This is a genomic window from Streptomyces sp. NPDC028910 (assembly GCF_055564955.1).
This window is the reverse complement of the sequence record NZ_JBVHVF010000010.1, coordinates 132,464-153,704: the sequence shown is the minus strand read 5'-3', so window position 1 is coordinate 153,704 and position 21,241 is coordinate 132,464. Positions and strand designations below refer to the sequence as shown.

Annotated in this window: 19 protein-coding genes and 1 riboswitch; of the genes, 7 read left to right on the top strand and 12 right to left on the bottom strand. The window is 71.7% G+C overall.

The features are described from left to right. Positions 1–15: 15 nt before the first annotated feature. The 7 genes from hisG to ribD all read right to left on the bottom strand — a co-directional run bounded on the left by hisG (position 16) and on the right by ribD (position 5,519). Positions 16–864 (bottom strand): ATP phosphoribosyltransferase, encoded by an 849-nt coding sequence (gene hisG / locus ACZ4TV_RS15535; protein ID WP_214944002.1) that lies wholly within the window; start codon positions 862–864, stop codon positions 16–18. Positions 865–921: 57 nt separating this feature from the next. Beyond that, positions 922–1,203 (bottom strand): phosphoribosyl-ATP diphosphatase, encoded by a 282-nt coding sequence (locus ACZ4TV_RS15530; protein WP_468134764.1) that lies wholly within the window; start codon positions 1,201–1,203, stop codon positions 922–924. A gap of 35 nt (positions 1,204–1,238) precedes the next feature. After that, positions 1,239–1,724, bottom strand: coding sequence for a 6,7-dimethyl-8-ribityllumazine synthase (ribH, locus tag ACZ4TV_RS15525; protein ID WP_007262951.1), 486 nt, complete (start codon positions 1,722–1,724; stop codon positions 1,239–1,241). A gap of 80 nt (positions 1,725–1,804) precedes the next feature. Next, complete coding sequence (locus tag ACZ4TV_RS15520; protein ID WP_468134762.1) at positions 1,805–3,094, bottom strand: bifunctional 3,4-dihydroxy-2-butanone-4-phosphate synthase/GTP cyclohydrolase II; 1,290 nt, start codon at positions 3,092–3,094, stop codon at positions 1,805–1,807. Further along, on the bottom strand, positions 3,091–3,744 hold the full coding sequence (locus ACZ4TV_RS15515) for a nicotinamide mononucleotide transporter family protein (RefSeq protein ID WP_468134760.1): 654 nt from the start codon (positions 3,742–3,744) through the stop codon (positions 3,091–3,093). Before ACZ4TV_RS15515 ends, ACZ4TV_RS15520 begins: the two co-directional genes overlap by 4 nt. Continuing rightward, positions 3,741–4,364 (bottom strand): riboflavin synthase, encoded by a 624-nt coding sequence (locus ACZ4TV_RS15510; RefSeq protein WP_468134758.1) that lies wholly within the window; start codon positions 4,362–4,364, stop codon positions 3,741–3,743. The genes ACZ4TV_RS15515 and ACZ4TV_RS15510 overlap by 4 nt, the downstream gene beginning before the upstream one ends. Beyond that, complete coding sequence (gene ribD / locus ACZ4TV_RS15505) at positions 4,365–5,519, bottom strand: bifunctional diaminohydroxyphosphoribosylaminopyrimidine deaminase/5-amino-6-(5-phosphoribosylamino)uracil reductase RibD (RefSeq protein WP_468134757.1); 1,155 nt, start codon at positions 5,517–5,519, stop codon at positions 4,365–4,367. A 150-nt stretch (positions 5,520–5,669) separates the two neighbouring features. Next, positions 5,670–5,800, bottom strand: a riboswitch (FMN riboswitch). Between the two features lie 307 nt (positions 5,801–6,107). Here ribD and ACZ4TV_RS15500 point away from each other — a divergent pair. From ACZ4TV_RS15500 to ACZ4TV_RS15490, 3 genes are all read left to right on the top strand, one after another. Then, on the top strand, positions 6,108–8,471 hold the full coding sequence (locus ACZ4TV_RS15500; RefSeq protein WP_468134755.1) for a chitinase C-terminal domain-containing protein: 2,364 nt from the start codon (positions 6,108–6,110) through the stop codon (positions 8,469–8,471). Between the two features lie 91 nt (positions 8,472–8,562). Then, positions 8,563–9,462: an RNA polymerase sigma-70 factor gene (locus ACZ4TV_RS15495; protein ID WP_468134753.1), complete on the top strand. Its 900-nt coding sequence runs from the start codon at positions 8,563–8,565 to the stop codon at positions 9,460–9,462. A gap of 53 nt (positions 9,463–9,515) precedes the next feature. Continuing rightward, a complete protein-coding gene (locus tag ACZ4TV_RS15490) occupies positions 9,516–10,265 on the top strand; it encodes an SDR family oxidoreductase (RefSeq protein ID WP_468134751.1) in 750 nt (249 codons plus the stop codon). A gap of 151 nt (positions 10,266–10,416) precedes the next feature. On the opposite strand, the gene ACZ4TV_RS15485 is transcribed toward ACZ4TV_RS15490, so the two are convergent. Continuing rightward, a complete protein-coding gene (locus ACZ4TV_RS15485) occupies positions 10,417–11,559 on the bottom strand; it encodes an ROK family transcriptional regulator (RefSeq protein ID WP_468134749.1) in 1,143 nt (380 codons plus the stop codon). Between the two features lie 63 nt (positions 11,560–11,622). Here ACZ4TV_RS15485 and ACZ4TV_RS15480 point away from each other — a divergent pair, with 63 nt between their 5' ends. The 3 genes from ACZ4TV_RS15480 (at position 11,623) to ACZ4TV_RS15470 (ending at position 15,126) form a co-directional block, all read left to right on the top strand. Further along, a complete protein-coding gene (locus ACZ4TV_RS15480; protein ID WP_468134747.1) occupies positions 11,623–12,870 on the top strand; it encodes an MFS transporter in 1,248 nt (415 codons plus the stop codon). 92 nt (positions 12,871–12,962) lie between these two features. Next, positions 12,963–14,360 carry a uracil-xanthine permease family protein gene (locus ACZ4TV_RS15475; RefSeq protein WP_468134745.1) on the top strand — a complete coding sequence of 466 codons (1,398 nt, stop codon included), beginning with the start codon at positions 12,963–12,965 and terminating at the stop codon, positions 14,358–14,360. 76 nt (positions 14,361–14,436) lie between these two features. Continuing rightward, positions 14,437–15,126: a DUF5995 family protein gene (locus ACZ4TV_RS15470; protein WP_468134743.1), complete on the top strand. Its 690-nt coding sequence runs from the start codon at positions 14,437–14,439 to the stop codon at positions 15,124–15,126. A 100-nt stretch (positions 15,127–15,226) separates the two neighbouring features. Here ACZ4TV_RS15470 and ACZ4TV_RS15465 read toward each other — a convergent pair whose 3' ends face one another. The 4 genes from ACZ4TV_RS15465 to ACZ4TV_RS15450 all read right to left on the bottom strand — a co-directional run bounded on the left by ACZ4TV_RS15465 (position 15,227) and on the right by ACZ4TV_RS15450 (position 19,923). Then, entirely contained in the window at positions 15,227–16,924 is a 1,698-nt protein-coding gene (locus ACZ4TV_RS15465) for a flavin monoamine oxidase family protein (RefSeq protein WP_468134741.1), read from the bottom strand. 45 nt (positions 16,925–16,969) lie between these two features. Then, entirely contained in the window at positions 16,970–17,770 is an 801-nt protein-coding gene (locus tag ACZ4TV_RS15460; protein ID WP_468134739.1) for a carbon-nitrogen hydrolase family protein, read from the bottom strand. Positions 17,771–17,966: 196 nt separating this feature from the next. Continuing rightward, positions 17,967–18,422 carry an Lrp/AsnC family transcriptional regulator gene (locus ACZ4TV_RS15455; RefSeq protein WP_468134737.1) on the bottom strand — a complete coding sequence of 152 codons (456 nt, stop codon included), beginning with the start codon at positions 18,420–18,422 and terminating at the stop codon, positions 17,967–17,969. Positions 18,423–18,432: 10 nt separating this feature from the next. Continuing rightward, a complete protein-coding gene (locus tag ACZ4TV_RS15450) occupies positions 18,433–19,923 on the bottom strand; it encodes an amino acid permease (RefSeq protein ID WP_468134735.1) in 1,491 nt (496 codons plus the stop codon). Between the two features lie 315 nt (positions 19,924–20,238). On the opposite strand from ACZ4TV_RS15450, the gene ACZ4TV_RS15445 reads away from it, so the two are divergent. Continuing rightward, positions 20,239–21,240 carry a GDSL-type esterase/lipase family protein gene (locus tag ACZ4TV_RS15445; protein ID WP_468134733.1) on the top strand — a complete coding sequence of 334 codons (1,002 nt, stop codon included), beginning with the start codon at positions 20,239–20,241 and terminating at the stop codon, positions 21,238–21,240. Position 21,241: the final 1 nt, after the last annotated feature.

The window sequence follows — 21,241 nt, the reverse complement described above, 5'->3', positions numbered from 1 at the left end:
TCTGCGAGAGGGGGATCAGAGACGGCAGGCGTGGATCGACGTGGTGAGGATCGCGCGCGCGCCGAGTTCGTACAGGTCGTCCATGATCCGCTGGGCTTCCTTGGCCGGGACCATGGCGCGGACCGCGACCCAGCCCTCGTTGTGCAGCGGGGAGATGGTCGGCGACTCCAGGCCCGGGGTGAGGGCGACCGCGCGCTCCAGGTGCTCGGCGCGGCAGTCGTAGTCCATCATCACGTAGCTGCGGGCCACCAGGACGCCCTGCAGGCGGCGCAGGAACTGCTGGGCCTGCGGGTCGTCGGCGTCGGTGCCGTTGCCGCGGATGACGACGGCCTCGGAGGTGAGGATCGGCTCGCCGATGACCTCCAGGCCGGCGTTGCGCAGGCTGGTGCCGGTCTCGACGACGTCCGCGATGATCTGGGCGACGCCGAGCTGGATGGCGGTCTCGACCGCGCCGTCCAGGTGCACGACGGAGGCGTCGATCCCCTTCTCGGCGAGGTGCTTGGCGACGATTCCCTCGTACGAGGTCGCGATCGTCATCCCGTGGAAGTCCTCGGGGCCCTTCGCCGTACCGGGCTTGGTGGCGTAGCGGAAGGTGGAGCGGCCGAAGTTCAGCGGAAGGATCTCCTCGGCGCTGGCGCCGGAGTCGAGCAGCAGGTCACGGCCGGTGATGCCGATGTCGAGCTTGCCCGAGGAGACGTAGATCGCGATGTCCTTGGGGCGGAGGTAGAAGAACTCCACCCCGTTCTCGGGGTCGACGACCACGAGCTCCTTGGACTCCTTGCGCTGGCGGTAGCCGGCCTCATGGAGCATCGCCGACGCCGGTCCGGAGAGTGAACCCTTGTTGGGGACGGCGATGCGCAGCATGGGGCTTCCTTTGGTGCGTGGATTACGTGAATGCGGGCGGGGTGTGCGTGCCGGGGATCAGAGGTGCGCGTAGACGTCGTCGAGGGAGATCCCGCGCGCCACCATCATCACCTGGACGTGGTAGAGCAGCTGGGAGATCTCCTCGGCGGCGGCTTCCTTGCCCTCGTATTCGGCGGCCATCCAGACCTCGGCGGCCTCCTCGACGACCTTCTTGCCGATGGCATGGACGCCCTTGTGGACGAGCTCGGCGGTGCGGGAGGTGCTGGGGTCGCCGTTGGCGGCCTTGAGCTGGAGCTCCGTGAAGAGCTCTTCGAAGCTCTTGGAGGGTTTGTTCGCCATGATGGTCCTCAGAATACGGGGTTCCCCCACGCCACTCAGCGCCAGGGTTCGCTGACGGTCCGCAGGGTCATGGCGGTGGAGACGGCGGCGGTGACCGCTTCGTGCCCCTTGTCCTCGTTCGACCCCTCGAGCCCGGCGCGGTCCAGCGCCTGCTCGTCGTTGTCGCAGGTCAGGACACCGAAGCCGACGGGGACTCCGGTGTCGATCGACACCTGTACCAGGCCCTGGGTGACGCCCTGGCAGACGTAGTCGAAGTGCGGGGTGCCGCCGCGGATGACCACTCCGAGGGCGACGATGGCATCGTAACCGCGACCGGCCAGTACCTTCGCCACGACCGGGAGCTCGAAGCTGCCGGGGACGCGCAGCAGGGTGGGCTCGTCGATGCCCAGCTCGTGCAGGGCCCGCAGGGCGCCGTCGACCAGTCCGTCCATGACCTTCTCGTGCCACTGGGCCGCGATCACGGCGACCCGGAGGTCTCCGCAGTTCTTCACGCTCAGTTCGGGTGCGCCCTTGCCGCTCACAGCTCTGCTCCTCGGTGGTTCGTGGATGTTCGGGTGGATGTACGGGTGGATGTACGAGTGGACGTACGGGTGGTGCGTGCTTACTGGTTGCCGCAGGTGGTGGTCACGGTCCCGTCCAGCCAGGGCAGGTCGTGGCCCATCCGGTCCCGCTTGGTGCGCAGGTACCGCAGGTTGTGCTCGCCGGCCTCCACCGGCATCGGCTCCCGGCTGGTGACCGTGATGCCGTGCCGGACCAGCGCGGACGCCTTGTCCGGGTTGTTGGTCAGCAGCCGGACGCTGCGCACGCCGAGGTCGGCGAGCATCTGCGCGCCGGCCGCGTAGTCGCGGGCATCGGCGGGCAGGCCGAGCTCCAGGTTGGCGTCGAGGGTGTCACGGCCGCGCTCCTGGAGCTCGTACGCGCGCAGCTTGGACAGCAGTCCGATGCCGCGGCCCTCGTGGCCGCGCAGGTAGACGACGACGCCGCGGCCCTCGGTCTTGATCTGCTCCATGGAGGCGTGCAGCTGGGGTCCGCAGTCGCAGCGCTGCGAGGCGAAGATGTCGCCGGTCAGGCACTCGGAGTGCAGCCGGACCAGGACGTCCGCGCCCTCCCCGATCTCGCCGTGGACGAGGGCGACGTGCTCGACCCCGTCCACGGTGGAGCGGTAGCCGTACGCCGTGAAGTCGCCGAAGGCGGTCGGCAGGCTGACCTCGGCCTCGCGGCGCACGGTGGGCTCGGCGGAGCGGCGGTAGGCGATCAGGTCCTCGATGGAGATGATCGTCAGGCCGTGCTTGCGGGCGAAGGGGATCAGCTCGGGCAGGCGCAGCATGACGCCGTCCTCGCCGGCGATCTCCACGATGGCGCCGGCCGGGCGCAGACCCGCGAGGCGGGCGAGGTCGACGGCGGCCTCGGTGTGGCCGTTGCGGACCAGGACGCCGCCGGGCTTGGCGCGCAGCGGGAAGATGTGGCCGGGGCGGACGAGGTCGCCGGGCTCGCAGGTCCCGGAGGCGAGCAGCCGCAGGGTGGTGGCGCGGTCGGCGGCCGAGATCCCGGTGGAGACGCCGTGCGCGGCGCTCGCGTCGACGGAGACGGTGAAGGCGGTCTTCATCGACTCGGTGTTGTTCCGGACCATCTGGGGCAGTTCGAGCCGGTCCAGCTCGGGGCCCTCCATGGGGGCGCAGATCAGCCCGCGGCACTCGCTCATCATGAAGGCGATGATCTCGGGGGTGGCCTTCTCCGCGGCGATGACGAGGTCGCCCTCGTTCTCGCGGTCCTCGTCGTCGACGACGACGATGGGCCGGCCCGCCGCGATGTCGCGGATGGCCTGCTCGACGGGGTCGAGGCGGAAGGTCTCTTCGAACTCGATGCCGGGCACGGGCTTGAGGCTGGTCATGCCGTGGCTCCTTCCAGGGCGGGGGCGGGCGTGGTGCGCGAGCGCTGGTACCAGTCGTAGGCGCCCCACAGGACGAGGGCGAAGTACACGACGTAGACGAGGCCGGAGAAGGCCAGGCCGTTGCTGAAGGCGAGGGGCACGCCGACCAGGTCGACGAGGAGCCAGGCGAACCAGAACTCGACGAGGCCGCGGGCCTGGGCGACCATCGCGACGATGGTGCCGACGAAGATGTACGCGTCCGCCCACGGGCTCCAGGACAGGTCCGGGAAGAGCGTGAACAGGCCGCCGACGGCGAGGGTGCCCAGCGCCGCTCCGGCGACGAGCAGTCCGCGCTCCTTCCAGGTGGCGGTGCGCACGGCGATGGAGCCGTCCTGGGCCTGCTGCCTGCCGAGCTGCCAGGCGCGCCAGCCCCACGCGGCCACGCCGATGACCAGGAGCTGTTTGCCGACTCCGCCGGCGAGGTGGGCGGAGGCGTAGGCGGCGATGAGGATCAGGCCGGAGAGGAGCTGAGCGGGCCAGGTCCATATGGAGCGGCGCCAGCCGAGGGCGAGGGCGGCCAGGCCCATCAGGTTGCCGATCATGTCCGACCAGATGACCTTCTGGCCGAAGACGGTGAAGGCCTCCGCGTTGAGCCAGGTCAGGGCGCTCACTGCTCGTCTCCCGTCGCGTGCAGCGGGTCCACGCCGGCGGCCAGCAGGCGCTCGACGTACTTCGCGAGGACGTCGACTTCCAGGTTGACCGGGTCGCCGGGCTGCTTGATGCCGAGCGTGGTCAGCGCGAGGGTGGTGGGGATCAGGCTGATGGTGAACCAGTCGGCGGCGGCCTCGACCACGGTGAGGCTGACGCCGTCGACGGTGATGGAGCCCTTCTCGACGACGTAGCGCGCGAGGTTCGCCGGGAGGGCGATCTTGACGATCTCCCAGTGCTCCGAGGGGGTGCGGGAGAGGATCTCGCCGGTGCCGTCCACATGCCCCTGGACCAGGTGGCCGCCGAGCCGTCCGCCCAGCGCCATCGGGCGCTCCAGGTTGACCCGGGAGCCCGCGGTCAGGGCGCCGAGGCTGGAGCGGTTGAGGGTCTCCTGCATGACGTCGGCGGTGAACTCGCCGTCGGCGGTGTCCACGACGGTCAGGCAGACGCCGTTGACGGCGATGGAGTCGCCGTGCTTGGCACCCTCGGTGACGAGGGGGCCGCGCAGCCGGAAGCGGGAGGCTTCCTCCAGCTGCTCGACGGCCGTGACCTCGCCCAGTTCTTCGACGATTCCGGTGAACACTCAGTGCTCCTTGAGGGCTGTGGGGACGGGCGGCGCCGTGGGCACGGCGGTGATGCGGATGTCTGTTCCGATGCGGACGGTCTCGGTGATCCGGAGCCGGAGCGCTTCGGTGAGGGTGCCGATGCCGGCGTCGGCGAGGGCGGTGGGGCCCGCGCCGAGGAGGACCGGGGCGAGGTAGCCGACGACCTTGTCGACGGCGCCCGCGGCGACGAAGGCGCCGGCCAGGGTCGGGCCGCCTTCGAGCAGGACGGAGCGGACCTCGCGCCGGTGCAGCTCGCCGAGGAGGGCGTCCACGGAGATCCCGTCCTTGTCGTACGGGAGCCGGGCCAGCTCCACGCCGGCGAGGTGGCGGGTGGCCGCCTCGTCCAGGTCCTCGGCCACGGCGATCAGGGTGGGGGCGGCCCCGTCGAGGACGCGGGCGGCGGGCCGGACGGTGGCGCGGGTGTCCAGGACCACGCGCAGGGGCTGGCGGGCGCCCTCGATGCCGCGGACCGCCAGGTGGGGGTCGTCGGCGCGCAGGGTGCCGGAGCCGACCACGACGGCGTCGGCCTCGGCGCGCAGCCGGTGGACGTCGGCGCGGGACTCCGGAGAGCTGATCCAGCGGCTGGTGCCGTCGGCGGCGGCGATCCTGCCGTCGAGGGTGGCGGCGTACTTCCACAGGACGTAGGGGCGCCCCAGGCGTACGGAGGTCAGCCAGGCGGCATTGCCCTCCTCGGCCTCGTCCGCGAGCAGCCCGGCCTCGGTGTCGACCCCGGCGGCGCGCAGCGTGGCGGCCCCGCCGCCGGCCTGCGGGTTCGGGTCGGAGACGGCGTAGACCACGCGGGCGACCCCGGCCTCGATGAGGGCGCGGGAGCAGGGGCCCGTACGGCCGGTGTGGTCGCAGGGCTCCAGGGTGACGTAGGCGGTGGCGCCGCGGGCGGCCTCGCCCGCTGCGCGCAGGGCGTGGACCTCGGCGTGCGGGCCGCCGGCCCGTTCGTGCCAGCCCTCGCCGACGACCGTGCCCGAGGCGTCGGTGATGACGCAGCCGACGACCGGGTTGGGGCTGGTGGAGCCGAGTCCGCGGGCCGCGAGCTCGATGGCTCGGCGCATGGCGCGGGTGCCCGCGTCGGGTGCTGCGTGCGCGGCGTGTGTCGCCACCGGGTCCTCCTGCCTCATCGGGCACGGACTCCGGGGCCTGTCGGGATACGACAGATGAAGCGGTCCAGCTCACAGGGGGACGCCGAGGCCGGAAGAACGGTCCGATCGGACACATCCACGGGGATATGCCGATGAACCGCCGACGGCGGCGTACCGGTGACTGGCCCGCCGCGCACTGCCTCCCATCCGGACTTTAACCGTCGGTCCAGGAATCTCACCTGGTCAACCGGCCGCTGGCTGCGGACGGGTCGCGGACTATAACCGCCGGTTCGGAATTACACCGACCCCGGAGTGCGCTGCTTACTGGTACTGCAGCCAGTTTGCCACGGGCGATCGAAGGCCATGCGAGGGACGGGGTGTGGCCTGGCTCACAGGGGTGGGCCGATGGGGACTTCATCAAGCGGCCGCGGATGGGGCCGGGGATTGAGCCGGGGATTGGTCCAGACCTATTGACGGTTTGGTCTAGTCCTCTTAACGTTCCCTTCAACTTCCGGGAACAGCCCGTCAGATGTGCGCACATCACGGGCCAACACGCTTCTGCCTCAGTCACGTTGCTTCATGTCGTGTCCAGATGTGTCCTGCATCCTCCCCTCCCCAGGAGGCACAATGCTGTCCCCCACACGTACGAGAGTGATGCTCCTGGCATCCGGCGCCGCGATCGCCGGACTGCTGGTGGGCGGGCTCTCGGCGGGCGTCTCGCACGCGGCCGACCACGAGAGCTGTCGCCCCGACGGGCTGTACAAGACGGCCGGCGTCGACGTCCCGTACTGCTCGGTCTACGACTTCGAGGGCCGCGAGAAGATGGGCGCCGACCACCAGCGCCGCGTCATCGGATACTTCACCGGCTGGCGCACCGGCAAGGACGGCGCCCCCGCCTACCTCGCCCACGACATCCCGTGGTCCAAGGTCACCCACCTGAACTACGCCTTCGCCCACGTCGGCGCGGACAACAAGATCTCGGTCGGCACGGACAACGCGAACAACGCCGCCACCGGAATGACGTGGCCCGGGGTCGCGGGCGCCGAGATGGACCCGGCCCTCCCCTACAAGGGCCACTTCAACCAGCTGACGAAGTTCAAGAAGCAGTACCCGGGCGTCAAGACGCTGATCTCGGTCGGCGGCTGGGCGGAGACCGGCGGCCACTTCGGGGACGACGGCAACCGGGTCGCCTCCGGCGGCTTCTATTCGATGGCCACGAACGCCGACGGCTCGGTCAACCAGGCCGGCATCGACACCTTCGCCGACTCCTCGGTCGAGTTCATCCGCACGTACGGCTTCAACGGCGTCGACATCGACTACGAATACCCGACGACCATGAAGGACGCGGGCAACCCGCTGGACTGGCAGCTGTCCAACGCCCGCCGCGCCGGTCTGGTCAAGGGCTACGCGGCCCTGATGAAGTCCCTGCGCGAGAAGCTCGACCGCGCGGGCGCCGCCGACGGCAAGCACTACCTGCTCTCCGTCGCCGCCCCCTCCTCCGGCTACCTGCTGCGGGGCATGGAGACGTTCCAGATGCAGAAGTACCTGGACTACGTCAACATCATGTCCTACGACCTGCACGGGGCCTGGAACGAGTACGTCGGCCCCAACGCCTCGCTCTTCGACGACGGCAAGGACGGCGAGCTGGCCGCCGCGGGCGTCTACTCCACCTCCCAGTACGGCGGCATCGGCTACCTCAACACCGACTGGGCGTACCACTACTTCCGCGGCTCGATGCCGGGCGGCCGCATCAACATCGGCCTGCCCTACTACACCCGTGGCTTCAAGAACGTGCAGGGCGGCACCGACGGCCTGTGGGGCAAGGCCCCCGCGACCACCTGCCCGGCCGGTGCGGGCCTGACCAAGTGCGGTGACGGCGCGGTCGGCATCGACAACCTGTGGCACGACAAGGACACCAACGGGGTCGAGTCCCCGGCGGGCTCCAACCCCATGTGGCACGCCAAGAACCTGGAGAAGGGGGTCGTCGGCGACTACGTCACCCGGTACGGCTTCCCGGCCGGCACCACGCTGACCGGCACCTACGTCCGCAAGTACGACTCCACCCTGGTGGCGCCGTGGCTGTGGAACGCCCAGAAGAAGGTCTTCCTCTCGACGGAGGACGAGCAGTCGGTCAACGCCAAGGCCGACTACGTGGTGAACAAGGGCATCGGCGGCACGATGGTCTGGGAGCTCGCGGGCGACTACGAGTACAACGCGGCCAAGGGCCAGTACGAGATGGGCGACACGCTCACCGACGCGATGTACCAGAAGTTCAAGTCGGCGCCGCCGTACGCTGCCAAGCGCGCGACGATCACCATGCCGGCCGAGGTGATCAAGGTGGACACGGAGTTCGGGCAGTTCCCGCTCGGCGACTCCAACTACCCGATCAGCCCGAAGCTGAAGATCACCAACAACACCACGGCGACCCTGCCGGGCGGTACGGAGTTCCAGTTCGACTACTCCTCCTCCGCGCCCGGCAACGCCAAGGACCAGTCCGGCTGGAACACCACGATCATCCGCAGCGACCACACCGGCAACAACGTGGGCGGGCTGAAGGGCGACTACAACCGGGTCTCGCTCAAGCTGCCGGCCTGGCAGTCCCTGGCCCCGGGCGCCTCGGTCGAGCTGGACTTCGTCTACTACCTGCCGACCTCGACCCCCTCCAACTGGACGGTGAGCTTCGGCGGGAAGACGTACGGCATCACCGGCGACCTGGCCCGCGGCACGACTTTGGTGGAGCCGGGCGGCCCGACGACCCCGCCGACCACCACTCCCCCGACCACCACTCCCCCGACGACGACGCCTCCGACCACGCCGCCCGCGACGGGCGGTGCGTGCACGGGCCCGGCGTACGTGGCGGGGCAGGTCTACAACGCCGGCAACGTCGTCTCGCACAAGGGCCGCACCTGGAAGGCCCAGTGGTGGACGCAGAACGAGGAGCCCGGCACCACGGGTGAATGGGGTGTCTGGAGGGACCAGGGCGCCTGCTGACGACGGTTCGGGATGTGTGAGGACCCGGTGGCCCGGCGGCCACCGGGTCCTCACGCGTTCCGCCCGCACCCGGCCCTCGTAGGCTGGTCCGGTGAGCAGCCATGTCACCGCGGCCGTCGCGGACTTCGAGGAACACCGGACCCGGATGTTCGGCATCGCCTACCGCATGCTCGGCTCCGCCGCGGAGGCCGAGGACACCGTGCAGGACGCGTACCTGCGCTGGGCCTCGGCGGACCGCGGGGACATCGAGCACCCGGGGGCCTGGCTCGCCAAGGTCGTCACGAACCTGTGCCTGAACCAGCTCACCTCGGCGCGGGCCCGGCGCGAGGAGTACGTCGGCCCCTGGCTCCCGGAGCCGGTCCTCACCGGGGACGGGACGCTCGGCCCGCTGGAGTCGGCGGAGCAGCGCGACAGCGTGTCCATGGCGCTGCTGGTGCTGCTGGAGCAGCTCACGCCCGTGGAGCGGGCGGTGTACGTGCTGCGCGAGGCCTTCGCGTACAGCCACCGGGAGATCGCCGGGGTCCTGGACCTCTCCGAGGCCAACTGCCGCCAGCTCTACCGGCGGGCGGCGGGCCGGGTGGCGGCGGGCCGGGCGGCCGCGCCGGAGCAGCGCTTCGAGGCGGATCCCGAGCGGTGGCAGGGCCTCGTGGAGACCTTCCTGACGGCGGCGCGGGGCGGGGACCTGGCCCGGCTGGAGGGCTTGCTGACGGCCGACGTGCGGTACGTGTCGGACGGCGGCGGCGTGGTCGGCGCGGCGCGGCGGCCGATCCTGGGGCGGGACAAGGTGGCCCGCTTCGCGGTCGGGGTGCTGGAGAAGTACGTGGCGGGCCTGCCGGTCAGCGTCGCGGAGGTCAACGGATCGCCCGCGGTGCTCTTCGGCGAGGTGGCGGTCCTCCTCGTGGAATTCGAGAACGGGCTGGTCAGCGGCATGAGCGCGGTGGTCAACCCGGAGAAGCTGGGATTCCTGCGGCGACAGCTGTCACGTTCCTGAGGGCTGTCCGGTCTCAGCTGCCGAAGAGACGTTCCCTGCGAAAGGCGGACCCCATGAGCACCATCCTCGTCACCGGAGGCACCGGCACCCTCGGCGTCCTGGTCGTCGCCCGGCTGCGGGAGGCGGGCCACGAGGTCCGCGTACTGAGCCGGCACGCCCCGGACCACCCGGTCGACCTGCGGGACGGCAGCGGGCTGGACGCGGCGATGGCGGGCGCGGAGGTCATCGTGCACTGCGCGAGCAACACGCGCGGCGGGGGGAAGGGCGACGAGGTGGCCGCCGGACACCTGATCGCGGCGGCCCGGCGGGCGGGGACGGTCACGAACATCGTCTACATCTCGATCGTGGGCGTGGACGTGGTCCCCCTCGGCTACTACCGGACGAAGCTGAGGGTGGAGCGGCTGCTGGAGGAGTCCGGGCTGGGCGTGACGATTCTGCGCACGACGCAGTTCCACGACCTGGTGGCGCAGGTGGTGGGCATGGCGGCGAAGCTGCCGGTCGTGCCGGTGCCGAGCGGGGTGCGGGTGCAGCCGATCGCCGTCGGCGAGGTCGCGGACCGGCTGGCGGAACTGGCGGTCCCGACCCCGTCGGGCCGGGTTCCGGACATGGGCGGCCCGGAGATCCGTACCCTGCCGGAGCTGGCCCGCACCTACCTGTCGGCGACGGGCCGCCGCCGACGGGTGATCCCCCTGCCCTTGGCGGGCAAGGCGTACGCGGGCTTCAAGCGGGGCGGCAATCTGACACCGTCGCACGCGGTGGGCCGGGGAACGTTCGCGGATTTCCTGACGCACCGGCCCCGGTAGCCGGGCGCGCCGCCGCCGCCGCGCTTTCAGCCCCGCCTGTGTTTGAGGCGCGGGCACGCCGCCGCTGCCGGGGGCCAGCCCCCGGACCACCGCGCCTCAAACGCCGGCGAGGCTGAATCTGCGGAGCCCCAGGGAACCGCGCCGGCGCCGTTCAGCCCCCGAACAGCACCGCCTGCGCCGCCTCCCTCGCGGCCAGTCGCGCCCCCGCCAGGACCGCCGGGTCCCCCAGCATCGTGGCGCGGACCTCCGTAGGGACCGGGGTCAGCCGCGCCAGGTGGTGGGCGACCCGGGACGCCAGGGCGGGGCCTCCCGCGCGGCCGAGTTCGCCCGCCAGGACCACGCAGCCCGGGTCGAGGATCGCCGCGGCCGCCGCCGCGCCCAGTGCGAGCCGCTCTGCCAGGGCTTCGAGGAACGGCTCCCCCGCGGCTCCCGCCACCGCCTCCTCCGCCGGGCCCGCGAAGCCGTGCTCGCGCGCCAGCGCGGTCACGGCGTCCCGGCCCGCCAGGGCGTGGAATCCGCCCCCGCAGTCGGCGGCCGAGGGCAGGCCGCCCGTGCCCGGCACCGGTAGGAAGCCGATCTCGCCCGCCCCGCCGGAGGCGCCCCGGCGCAGTCGCCCGTCCAGCACCACGGCCGCGCCCACGCCCGCGCCGAGCCACAGCAGTACGAAGGAGTCCAGGTCGCGCGCCACGCCGAGGCGTTGCTCGGCGAGGGCGGCCAGGTTGGTCTCGTTCTCGACGACCACCACGGCGGGCAGCTTCCGCTGCAGGGCCGTCACCAGGTCCCGGTGCCAGGCCGGCAGGCCGATGGTGTCGCGGAGTTCGCCGGTGGCCGGAGCGACCAGGCCCGGGGCGCCTATGACGACGGTGTGCAGTGCGGCCGCGCCGGCCTCGCGGGCCAGGCGCAGCAGGGCCGCCACCGCGTCCTCGGGCGCGCCGACGGGCAGGGCGGCCTCGGCCAGCGTACGGCCGAGCAGGTCGGTGACGACGGCGGTGACCCGGTCCATGCGCACGTCCAGGGCGGCCAGGTGGGCACGGCGGGCGACGATCCCGTACAGCTTGGCGTTGGGGCCGCGCCGCTGCTCGCCCGACTCCCCGACGACCTCGATGAGCCCGGCTCCGGTGAGCCGGTCGACGAGGTCGGCGACCGAGGGGCGTGAGAGGCCGGTCATCGTCTTGAGCTGATGGGCCGTCAGCGGGCCGGACTCCTGGAGGAGTTCCAGGGCGAGGCGGTCGTTGATGGCCCGTGCCGTGCTGGGTGAGGCGGGGGACGGTACCGGGCTGAGGGCAGGAGTCACGGCGCCATCCTAGGGAGTCACGGCCAATATCTATCAGGCAGGCTCCCTGATAGTTTATTGGCCATGACCGGGGACACACATCTCGGCCCGGCGCGCCTGCGCCGGGCCCGTTACGCCATCGCCGCCGTCTTCTGCGCCCACGGTGCCGTCACCGGCTCCTTCGCCACCCGCATCCCCTGGATCCAGGACCACGCCCAGCTCAGCGCGGGCACCCTCGGGCTCGCCCTCGCCTTCCCGGCCCTGGGCGCGGCGCTCGCGATGCCGCTGGCGGGGCGGATCAACCACCGTTTCGGTGCCCGCTCCGCGCTGCGGGGGCTGCTGGCGATGTGGACCCTCTCCCTGATCCTCCCGAGCCTCGCCCCGAACCTGCCCGCCCTCTGCCTCGCGCTCTTCGTCTACGGTGCCACCTCCGGCATGTCGGACGTGGCGATGAACGCGCTGGGCGTGGAGACCGAGAACCGGCTGCGCCGCTCGATCATGTCCTCGCTGCACGGCATGTGGAGCGTGGGCGCCCTGCTCGGCTCGGCCGCGGGCACGGTCGCCGCGCACACCGGGGCCGACGCCCGGCCGCACCACCTGATCGCCGCGCTCGTCCTCACCGCGGCCGGGCTGGTCGCCGTACGGGGCGTGCTGGACCTGAAGGGTGATCAGGAGGCGCAGGCACCGCCGCACTTCGCGCTGCCCCCGAAGTCCGCGCTGCTCATCGGCGCCATCGGCTTCTGCGCGGTCTTCGCCGAGGGCGCGAGCCTGGACTGGTCGGCGGTCTACCTGCGGGACGTCCTGCACACTGACGCGGGCCTGGCGGCCGCCTCCACCACCGCCTTCGCGCTCACCATGGCCGTGGCCCGGCTCGCCGGCGACCGGGTGGTGGACCGCTTCGGGCCGGTGCGCACGGTCCGCGTGGGCGGCGTACTGGCCACCGCGGGCGGACTGCTCGTGGTCGGGGCGCGGCATCCGGCGGGGGCGCTGGCCGGCTTCGGGATGATCGGGCTCGGCATCGCGGTGGTGGTCCCGCTGGCCTTCGCGGCCGCGGCGCGCAGCGGGCCGGCCCCGGCGCAGGCCATCGCGGGCGTCGCGACGATCACCTACACCTCGAGCCTGATCGCGCCGTCGGCGATCGGCGCGGTGGCCGACGCGACCTCGTTGGTGGTGTCGTTCGGACTGGTCACCCTGCTGGCCTTCGCGCTGGTCGTGGGTGCCGCGGTACTGCGCCCGCAGGCGCCGGTGGGGCAAGCTGGGGCCGAACCCGCCGCAACCAGCGGGAAGGCCGGTCCGGGCGACCGGGACGAACCTGCCGATATACGGCCGTAACATATCGACGGGCCGCAGCAGCACCCCCGTGCGCTGCGGCCTCGATCTGTGAGTGGCCGGAGCCGTGCTCGTCCGGAGAAGAGGAGTGGAACATGGGCCTCGGCGTGGGCTGGACCCTGCACGGAGACGGGCGGACTCCCGCCCCCGGCGCGGTGGTCCGGCCGGAGGAGCGGCTGTCGTGGCCGCGGACCGCCGGGCTGGGCGCCCAGCACGTCGTGGCGATGTTCGGCGCGAGTTTCGTCGCGCCGGTGCTGATGGGTCTGGACCCGAACCTGGCGATCATGATGTCCGGCGTCGCGACGGTGATCTTCCTCCTCGCGACGCGCGGCCGCGTCCCCTCCTACCTGGGCTGCTCGCTGTCCTTCGTCGGCGTCGCGGCGGCGATCCGGGCCTCGGGCGGGGACAGCGCGGTCGTCACCGGCGCCGTCTTCGTCGTCGGTGCGGCGCTCTTCCTGTCCGGGCTCGCCGTCCAGCGCTTCGGCGCCCGCATCATCCACGCGGCGATGCCGCCGGTGGTGACGGGCGCGGTGGTGATGCTGATCGGCTTCAACCTGGCGCCGGTGACGGCGAGCACGTACTTCCCGCAGGACCAGTGGACGGCGCTGCTGGTGATGCTGTTCACCGGGCTGGCCGTGGTGTGCCTGCGCGGCTTCTGGTCGCGCATCGCGATCTTCCTCGGCCTGCTCTTCGGGTACGGGATCTCCTGGGTCTTCGACCGGATCTTCGGCAGGATCCACTCCCCGATGGGCGGGGCCGAGGCCGTGGACCACTGGCGGCTGGACCTCTCCCGGGTCGCCGAGGCCGACTGGATCGGGCTGCCGTCCTTCCACGCGCCGGCCTTCGAGTGGTCGGCGATCCTGATCGCCCTGCCCGTGGTGATCGCGCTGATCGCCGAGAACGCCGGGCACATCAAGGCCGTCGGCGAGATGACCGGGGACCCCCTCGACGACGAGCTGGGCACGGCCATCGCCGCGGACGGAGCCGCGTCCATGCTGTCCACGGCGGTCGGCGGCCCGCCGAACACCACGTACTCCGAGAACATCGGCGTCATGGCGGCCACCCGGGTCTACTCCACGGCGGCGTACTGGGCGGCGGCGGGCTTCGCGCTGCTCTTCGGACTGTGCCCCAAGTTCGGCGCGGTCGTCGCCGCGATCCCGGGCGGGGTGCTCGGCGGCATCACCGTCATCCTCTACGGCATGATCGGCCTGCTCGGCGCCCAGATCTGGATCAACGGCCGGGTGGATCTGCGCAATCCGCTGAACCTGGTGCCGGCCGCGGCGGGCATCATCATCGGCGTCGGCGGCGTCACCCTGCACATCACCGACAGCTTCGAGCTGGGCGGCATCGCGCTGGGCACGATCGTGGTGATCACGGGCTACCACGCGCTGCGGTACTTCGCCCCCGCGCACCTGAAGCAGCAGGAGCCCCTGCTCGACGCGGGCGCCTCCGCCTACGACGACGCCGGAGAGCCGCAGGACAAGCCCCATTGACGGAGTTTCGCCCGAACCGGGGAAGCGTACGGCCAAGTTCCCCGGATCCGCGCCGGCGCCTGCGACCCTGCCTCCCATGGAAGCGGTGCTGGCGCGGATGCGCGCCCTGGACGAGCGGCTCCCGCCGCAGGACGGTGTCGCCGTCTTCAACCGGGTCTACCTGACGGTGACGGAGACCCTGCACCGGCGGATCGAGCACGGGGGGTTCCCGGCGCCGCGGCGGGCGCAGACGCTCAGCGTGCGGTTCGCGGAGCGGTACCTGGCGGCGGTGGAGGCGGAGCGGGCTCCGGCGTGCTGGCGCCCGCTGTTCCAGTACCGCCGCCACCCGGGCGTGCGTCCGCTGCAGCACGCGCTGGCCGGGATCAACGCGCACATCGGCCACGACCTGGCGGTGGCGGTGGTGTCCACCTGCCGCGTGCTGGACTGCGCCCCGTCCGCCCTGGAGGCCGACTTCGACCGGGTCGGCGACACCCTGGTCTCCCTGGAGGAACGCATCCGGGAGGACCTGATGCCGGGGCCGGACCTCCTGGAGGTCGCCGACCCGCTGACCCATCTGGTCGGCTCGTGGAGCCTGGAGCGCGCCCGCGCGGGCGCCTGGGCGGCGGCCCGCCTGCTGTGGACCCTGCGCCGCTCCCCCGAACTGGCCGAGGACTTCCGGCAATCCCTGGACGCGGGAGTAGGCCTGGTCGGCCGCTGCCTGCTGACCCCCGTCGGGCAGAAAGCCGGGGGCGACCCGCGCGTACGCCCCGTCAGCCTGGCCCGGTGACCAGCTCCGCCACGCACCGCCTCCGGGCGGAGACGTGAGAACGGGCCGCCGCCGCGCTCGTGCGCGGGGGCGGCCCGTGGTCACGGGGTTCCCGGGGAGGTCAGTCCTCCGGGAGTTCGACCGGGGCGATGTCGTCGTAGACGTCGCCCGGGCCCGGGTTGGTGGCGTCCGTGGAGCCGCCGAGGTGGTGCATGACGCCCCAGACGGCGTTGAGGGCGGTCTGGACCGCGCCCTCGGCCCAGCCGGCCGTCCAGGAGATGTCGTCGCCCGCGAGGAAGATGCCGCGCTTGTCCTCGGGGAGGCGGTCCTGCATGAAGTGGGTGAACAGGCGGCGCTGGTAGCGGTAGTGGCCGGGGAGGTTGGCCTTGAACGCGCCCATGAAGTAGGGCTCGTTCTCCCAGGACACGGTCACCGGGTTGCCGATGATGTGGCGGCGGATGTCGACCTTCGGGTAGATCTCGCCGAGGGACTTCAGCATGACCTCCATCCGCTCGTTCGCGGACAGCGGCAGCCACTTCAGGCTGTCGTCGCACCAGGTGTAGGAGAGGCAGATGACGGCGGGCTGGTCCGGACCGTTGTCCAGAAGGTAGGTGCCGCGGGTCATCCGGTCGGTCAGGGTCATCGACATGACGTCGCGGCCCGTCTCCTCGTCCTTGTCGAGCCAGAAGGGGCGGTCGACCGGGATGAAGAGCTTGCTGGACTCCATGTAGTGGGTGCGCTCGATCGCCGTCCAGTGATCGATCGGGAAGAGCGTGTCGTCGCACTCGATCTTCGACAGGAGCATCCAGGACTGGGCCGTGAAGATCGCGGCCCGGTACGTGCGGATGTCGCCGGAGGAGTCGGTGACCGTGATGCGGTTGCCCGCCGTGCGGTGCAGACGGGTCACCGCCGGGCGCGGGGCGCCCTCGTGCAGGGCGGACAGCGAGGTGCCCTGGGCCCAGTGCACGATCTTCTCGGGCTCGCGCTCCCACAGGCGCAGCGGGAGCTGCTGCGAGCCGCCCACGATGCCGCGGTGGTGGTCGTCGGCCTCGGTGTAGACGACGCGCAGGATCTCCAGGATGGAGTTCGGGAAGTCGGTGTCCCAGCCGCCCGTGCCGAAGCCGACCTGGCCGAAGATCTCGCGCTTGCGGAAGGACTGGAAGGCCTCGGACTTGCAGAGGAAGCCGTAGAAGGTCTCGTCGTCGAGCTTCTCGACGAGCTTGGCCCAGATCTCGCGGATGCGCGGGACGTCCCGCTCGCGCATCGCGGTGTTCATGTCGGAGAAGTCGGCGCCCTCGTCGAGGCAGGCGTTCCACGCGGCGGCGACGTCGCGGTAGACCTGCGGGAGGTCGGCGATGGTCTCGGCGTAGTGCGTCTCGCCCTTGAGGTCCACGACCGTGGAGGGGGTGGCCTCGGCCAGCGGGTTCGGGAAGGGCTCGGTGACCAGGCCGACGAGGTCGATGTAGTGCTGCAGGGCCGTGGAGGACGGCGGGAAGCGCATGGCGCCCATCTCCGCGGTCAGCCCCTCCGTGCCGGCGCCCTCGAAACCGACGGTGCGCAGCCGGCCGCCGATCTGGTCGGCCTCGTACACGACGGGCTTGAGGCCCATCTTCATCAGCTCGTACGCCGAGATGATGCCGGACAGCCCGCCGCCGATGACGGCGACCTCGGTGCCGAGTTCGGTCGCGGGTATCTGACCGAGGCCCGCCGGGTGGGCGAGGAAGTCGTCGTACGCGTACGGGAAGTCCGGGCCGAACATGGTGATCGGCGGCTGTCCGTCGCTGTGCGGGACGGCGGTGGTGGGCACCGTGGACGTCATGGGGCTACGTCTCCTTGCGGCAGGGCTGAGGGGGAGGAAGAGGGCTTAGACGAGGGAGGCGTAGAGCCCGGGGCGGCGGTCGCGCAGGTAGGGGTTGTTCTCGCGCGAGGCGGCCAGCAGCTCGGGATCGGCCTCGCCGAACACCAGCTCCTCGCCGCGGCCGGCCCGGGTCCGGGTGACCCCGTCGGGGCTCGCCAGGCAGCTGAGTCCGATGAACTCGAATTCGCCTTCCGGGCCGGTGCGGTTGACGTACGCGATGTACATCTGGTTCTCGAAGGCCCGTACGGGGACGAGCTGTTCGGCGACGAACTGGAACGGGTGCATCTGCGCGGTCGGCACCAGGAGGAGGTCGGTGCCGGCCAGTGCGTGGGCCCGGACGTTCTCGGGGAATTCCACGTCGTAGCAGATCATGATGCCGATGCGGAGGCCGCCGAGGTCCGCCTGGACGACGGGGATGTCGCCGGGGGTGAAGGCGTCCTGCTCGAAGCAGCCGAAGAGGTGGGTCTTGCGGTAGTTCGCGAGCGGGACCCCGTCGGGGCCGATGAGCTGCGCCGCGTTGTAGACGGCGTCGCCCGCCCGCTCCGGGTAGCCGTACAGGACGGCGACGCCGTGGCGGCGGGCGATCCCGGCGATGGCGTGCGCGGATTCGCCGTCGGCCGGCTCGGCGAGGCCGGCGATGTCCTCGACGTCCAGCGCGTAGCCGGTCAGGAACATCTCCGAGGTCACGAGGAGCCCGGCCCCGCTCTGTGCGGCGCGCGCCGCGGCCTCGTCGAGCGCCTTGAGGTTCTCGGCGGTGTCACCGAGAGCTCCGGAGCTCTGGAGGAGGGCGGTGCGCAGCGGGGGCATGGGCGGTCCTCTGTGACGGGTGGGGTGGGGTCGTAAAACGGTACGTTTACGCCTTCGACCGGGACAAGCCGTGACCGTTGCGCTCCGAGCATCGATTCGTTGCGTGTTCTGCCGCCCGTACGGCGATTCGTTGCGCGGGGGCGCGGCTGGGCGGGCGGGGGTGCACCTGAAGGACCTGGGGCCCGGCCTCGAGCGGTCAGGCGGGCGCGCCAGAGGTGAAGCGGCGGAGCAGGGGCGAGAGGACGAGGACCGACTTGGTGCGTTCCACGAAGGGCTCGCCCGCGATGCGCTCCAGCACCCGCTCGAAGTGCCGCATGTCGGAGGCGAACACCTGGACGAGGGCGTCCGCGTCGCCGGTGACGGTCGACGCGGACACCACCTCGGGGTAGCGCTCCAGTCCTCGCCGGATGTCGTCCGGCGAGGTGTTGTGGCGGCAGTAGATCTCGATGAAGCCCTCGGTCTCCCAGCCCATGGCGGCCGGGTCCACGCGGACGGTGAAGCCCGTGATGGCGCCTTCGGCGCGCAGCCGGTCCACGCGCCGCTTCACGGCGGGGGCGGAGAGCCCGACCTCGGAGCCGATGTCCGCGAAGGAGCGGCGGGCGTCCTCGGCGAGGGCGTGCACGATGCGTTCGTCGAGATCGTTCAGTCGCACGGGGGGTGAATCACTTCTGTTCAGCGGCCTCCGGGGCCGAGGGGGCCACGGCGGCCACAGTGGCCAGGCTGGAGCGGCGCATGCCGTAGAAGAAGTAGATCACGAGCCCGAGCGCCATCCAGCCACCGAAAGCGACCCACGTGGCGACCGGCAGGCTGTACATCATGTAGCCGCAGGCGAGGAAGCCGAGGATCGGGGTGACGGGGAAGAGCGCCACCTTGAAGGTGCGGGGCATGTCGGGCTTGGTGCGGCGCAGGATCACGACCGCCACGTTGACCAGGCCGAAGGCGAAGAGCGTGCCGATGCTGGTGGCGTTGGCCAGCTCACCCAGCGGGATGAAGGCCGCGAGGGCTCCGCAGAAGAGCGAGACGATCAGCACGTTGACGCGGGGCACGCCGGTCTTCGCGTCGACCTTGGCGAAGGCCTTGGGGACGAGGCCGTCGCGGGACATCGCGAAGAGGATGCGGGTCTGTCCGTAGAGGACGGCGAAGACGACGGAGGCGATGGCGACGACCGCGCCGGCCGCGAGGACGACGCCCCAGAAGCTGTGGCCGGTGACGTCGGTCATGATCTGGGCGAGCGCCGCCTCGGTGCCCTCGAAGTCCTGCCAGGGCATGGCGCCGACGGCGACGAAGGCGACGAGCACGTACAGGACGGTGACGATGCCGAGCGAGAGCATGATCGCGCGCGGCAGGTCCCGCTTGGGGTTCTTGGCTTCCTCACCGGCGGTGGAGGCTGCGTCGAAGCCGATGTACGAGAAGAAGAGCGTGGAGGCGGCGGCGCTGATGCCGGTGATGCCGAGCGGGGCGAGCGGGGCGTAGTTGCCGGCCTTGATGCCCATGACGCCGATGCCGATGAAGAGCAGCAGCGTGACGACCTTCACCGCGACCATGATCGTGTTGATCCGGGCGCTCTCCTTGGCGCCGCGCATCAGGAAGACCATCGCGAGCAGGACGACGACCAGCGAGGGCAGGTTGATCCAGCCGCCCTCGCCCAGCGGGGCGGAGAGGCCCTCGGGAATGGTGAAGCCCAGGGTCCCGTCGAGGAGCTCGTTGAGGTACTGGCCCCAGCCGACGGCGACGGCCGCGACCGACACGGCGTACTCCAGGACCAGGCACCAGCCGCAGACCCAGGCTATGAGCTCGCCCATGGTGGCGTAGGTGTACGAGTACGAGGAGCCGGAGACCGGGACGGAGCCGGCGAGCTCGGCGTAGGACAGGGCCGAGAACAGCGCGGTCAGGCCCGCGATGATGAACGAGATCGTCACGGCCGGGCCGGCCTTGGGGGCGGCTTCGCCGAGGACGACGAAGATGCCGGTGCCCAGGGTCGCGCCGATGCTGATCATCGTCAGCTGCCACATGGTGAGCGAGCGGCGCAGCGTGCCGCCCTCGCCCTGGCCGCCCTCGGCGACCAGCTGCTCGACCGGCTTGCGGCGGAGCAGCGGGTGGGCGGGCCTGCGGGGCTCGGTCGTGGCGGGTGGCGCCTGGCCGTGGTCGAGCACGGGGGGACTCCTTCTTCGCTGCGGGTGGGGGTTCAGGCGTCGACCGCGGCGATCCGGAGCAGGAGCAGGCGAGCAGGAGCCCGCCTGGGCATGGGGGGACCGCCGAGCAGGCGGTCCGCGCCACTCCACGTACAGCGAGTGAGCCTACGAGCTGAGTGATACCGCCCGTAATGCACCATCCTTGCACATTGCCGCACGATCGTTGCGCGGATCTGCCCCAGATGGTCCTTTGTTGCGCGTGGATGATCGATCGCTGCATAACGGACCTTGACCGGCATTCTTGACAGCTCGTCAGACATCCCGCAGCGTGCCGCCATGGACCTCGATCTGTGGCAGGACCCCGGGCCGTTCCTGCGCGGGGTCGCCTGGCTGGACCAGGGGCGCCCGGTGCGGGCCGACCCGGCGGACACCATGCGCCTGCCCTGGGACACCGGCGAGCGGTCCACCCTGCCCATCGGGGTCCGGCTGGAGTTCACCACCGAGACCGCGCGGGCGGTGGAGATCCGCTACCGGGCGACCGTGCCCGGCCCCACCGACGCCCTGCGCGACCTCGCGCACGGCTTCGCGCTGTGGGACCGGCACGGGGTGGTCGCCGAGGTGTTCACCGAACCGGCCGCGGAGGCGGTCGTACGGATCGAGCTGGGCGGGGGCCACGGGCCGTTCACCATCCACCCGCCCGAGACCCAGTCCCCGCTGGTCCTCGGTCTGCGCGGGATCGGCGGCCCCCTCGCCCCGGCGCCGCCCGCCCCGCGCTGGGTGGTGCACGGCGACTCGATCACCGAGGGCTGGTGGTCCACCCGCCCCGCGCACGGCTGGCCCGCCGTCACCGGCCGGGCGCTCGGCTGGGACACGGTCAACCTCGGCTACGCGGGCGCCGCGCGCGGCGAGCTCACCACCGCCGAACAGCTCGCGGGCCTGCCCGCCGACGTCCTCACGCTCGCCTTCGGCACCAATTGCTGGTCGCGGGTGCCCTTCTCGGCGCCCCTGCTGTACGAGACCACGCGCGCGTTCCTCGAACTGGTCCGGCAGGGGCACCCGCGGACCCCGCTGCTCCTGGTCTCCCCCGTACTGCGGCCCGACGCCGAGCGCACCCCGAACAAGCTCGGCGCCACCCTGGGCGCCCTGCGGGACGCGATGGAGCGCGCCGCGCGGGACCGGATCGCCGCCGGGGACGACCGCCTCGCCGTGCTCCCCGGCCGGGACCTGCTCGGTCCCGAACACCTGGCGGACGGGCTGCACCCCAACGACAGCGGACACCAGGTCCTCGGCCTCGCTGTGGCCACGGCTCTGCGGCGCACCGGGTTCGGCGCGCGGTGAG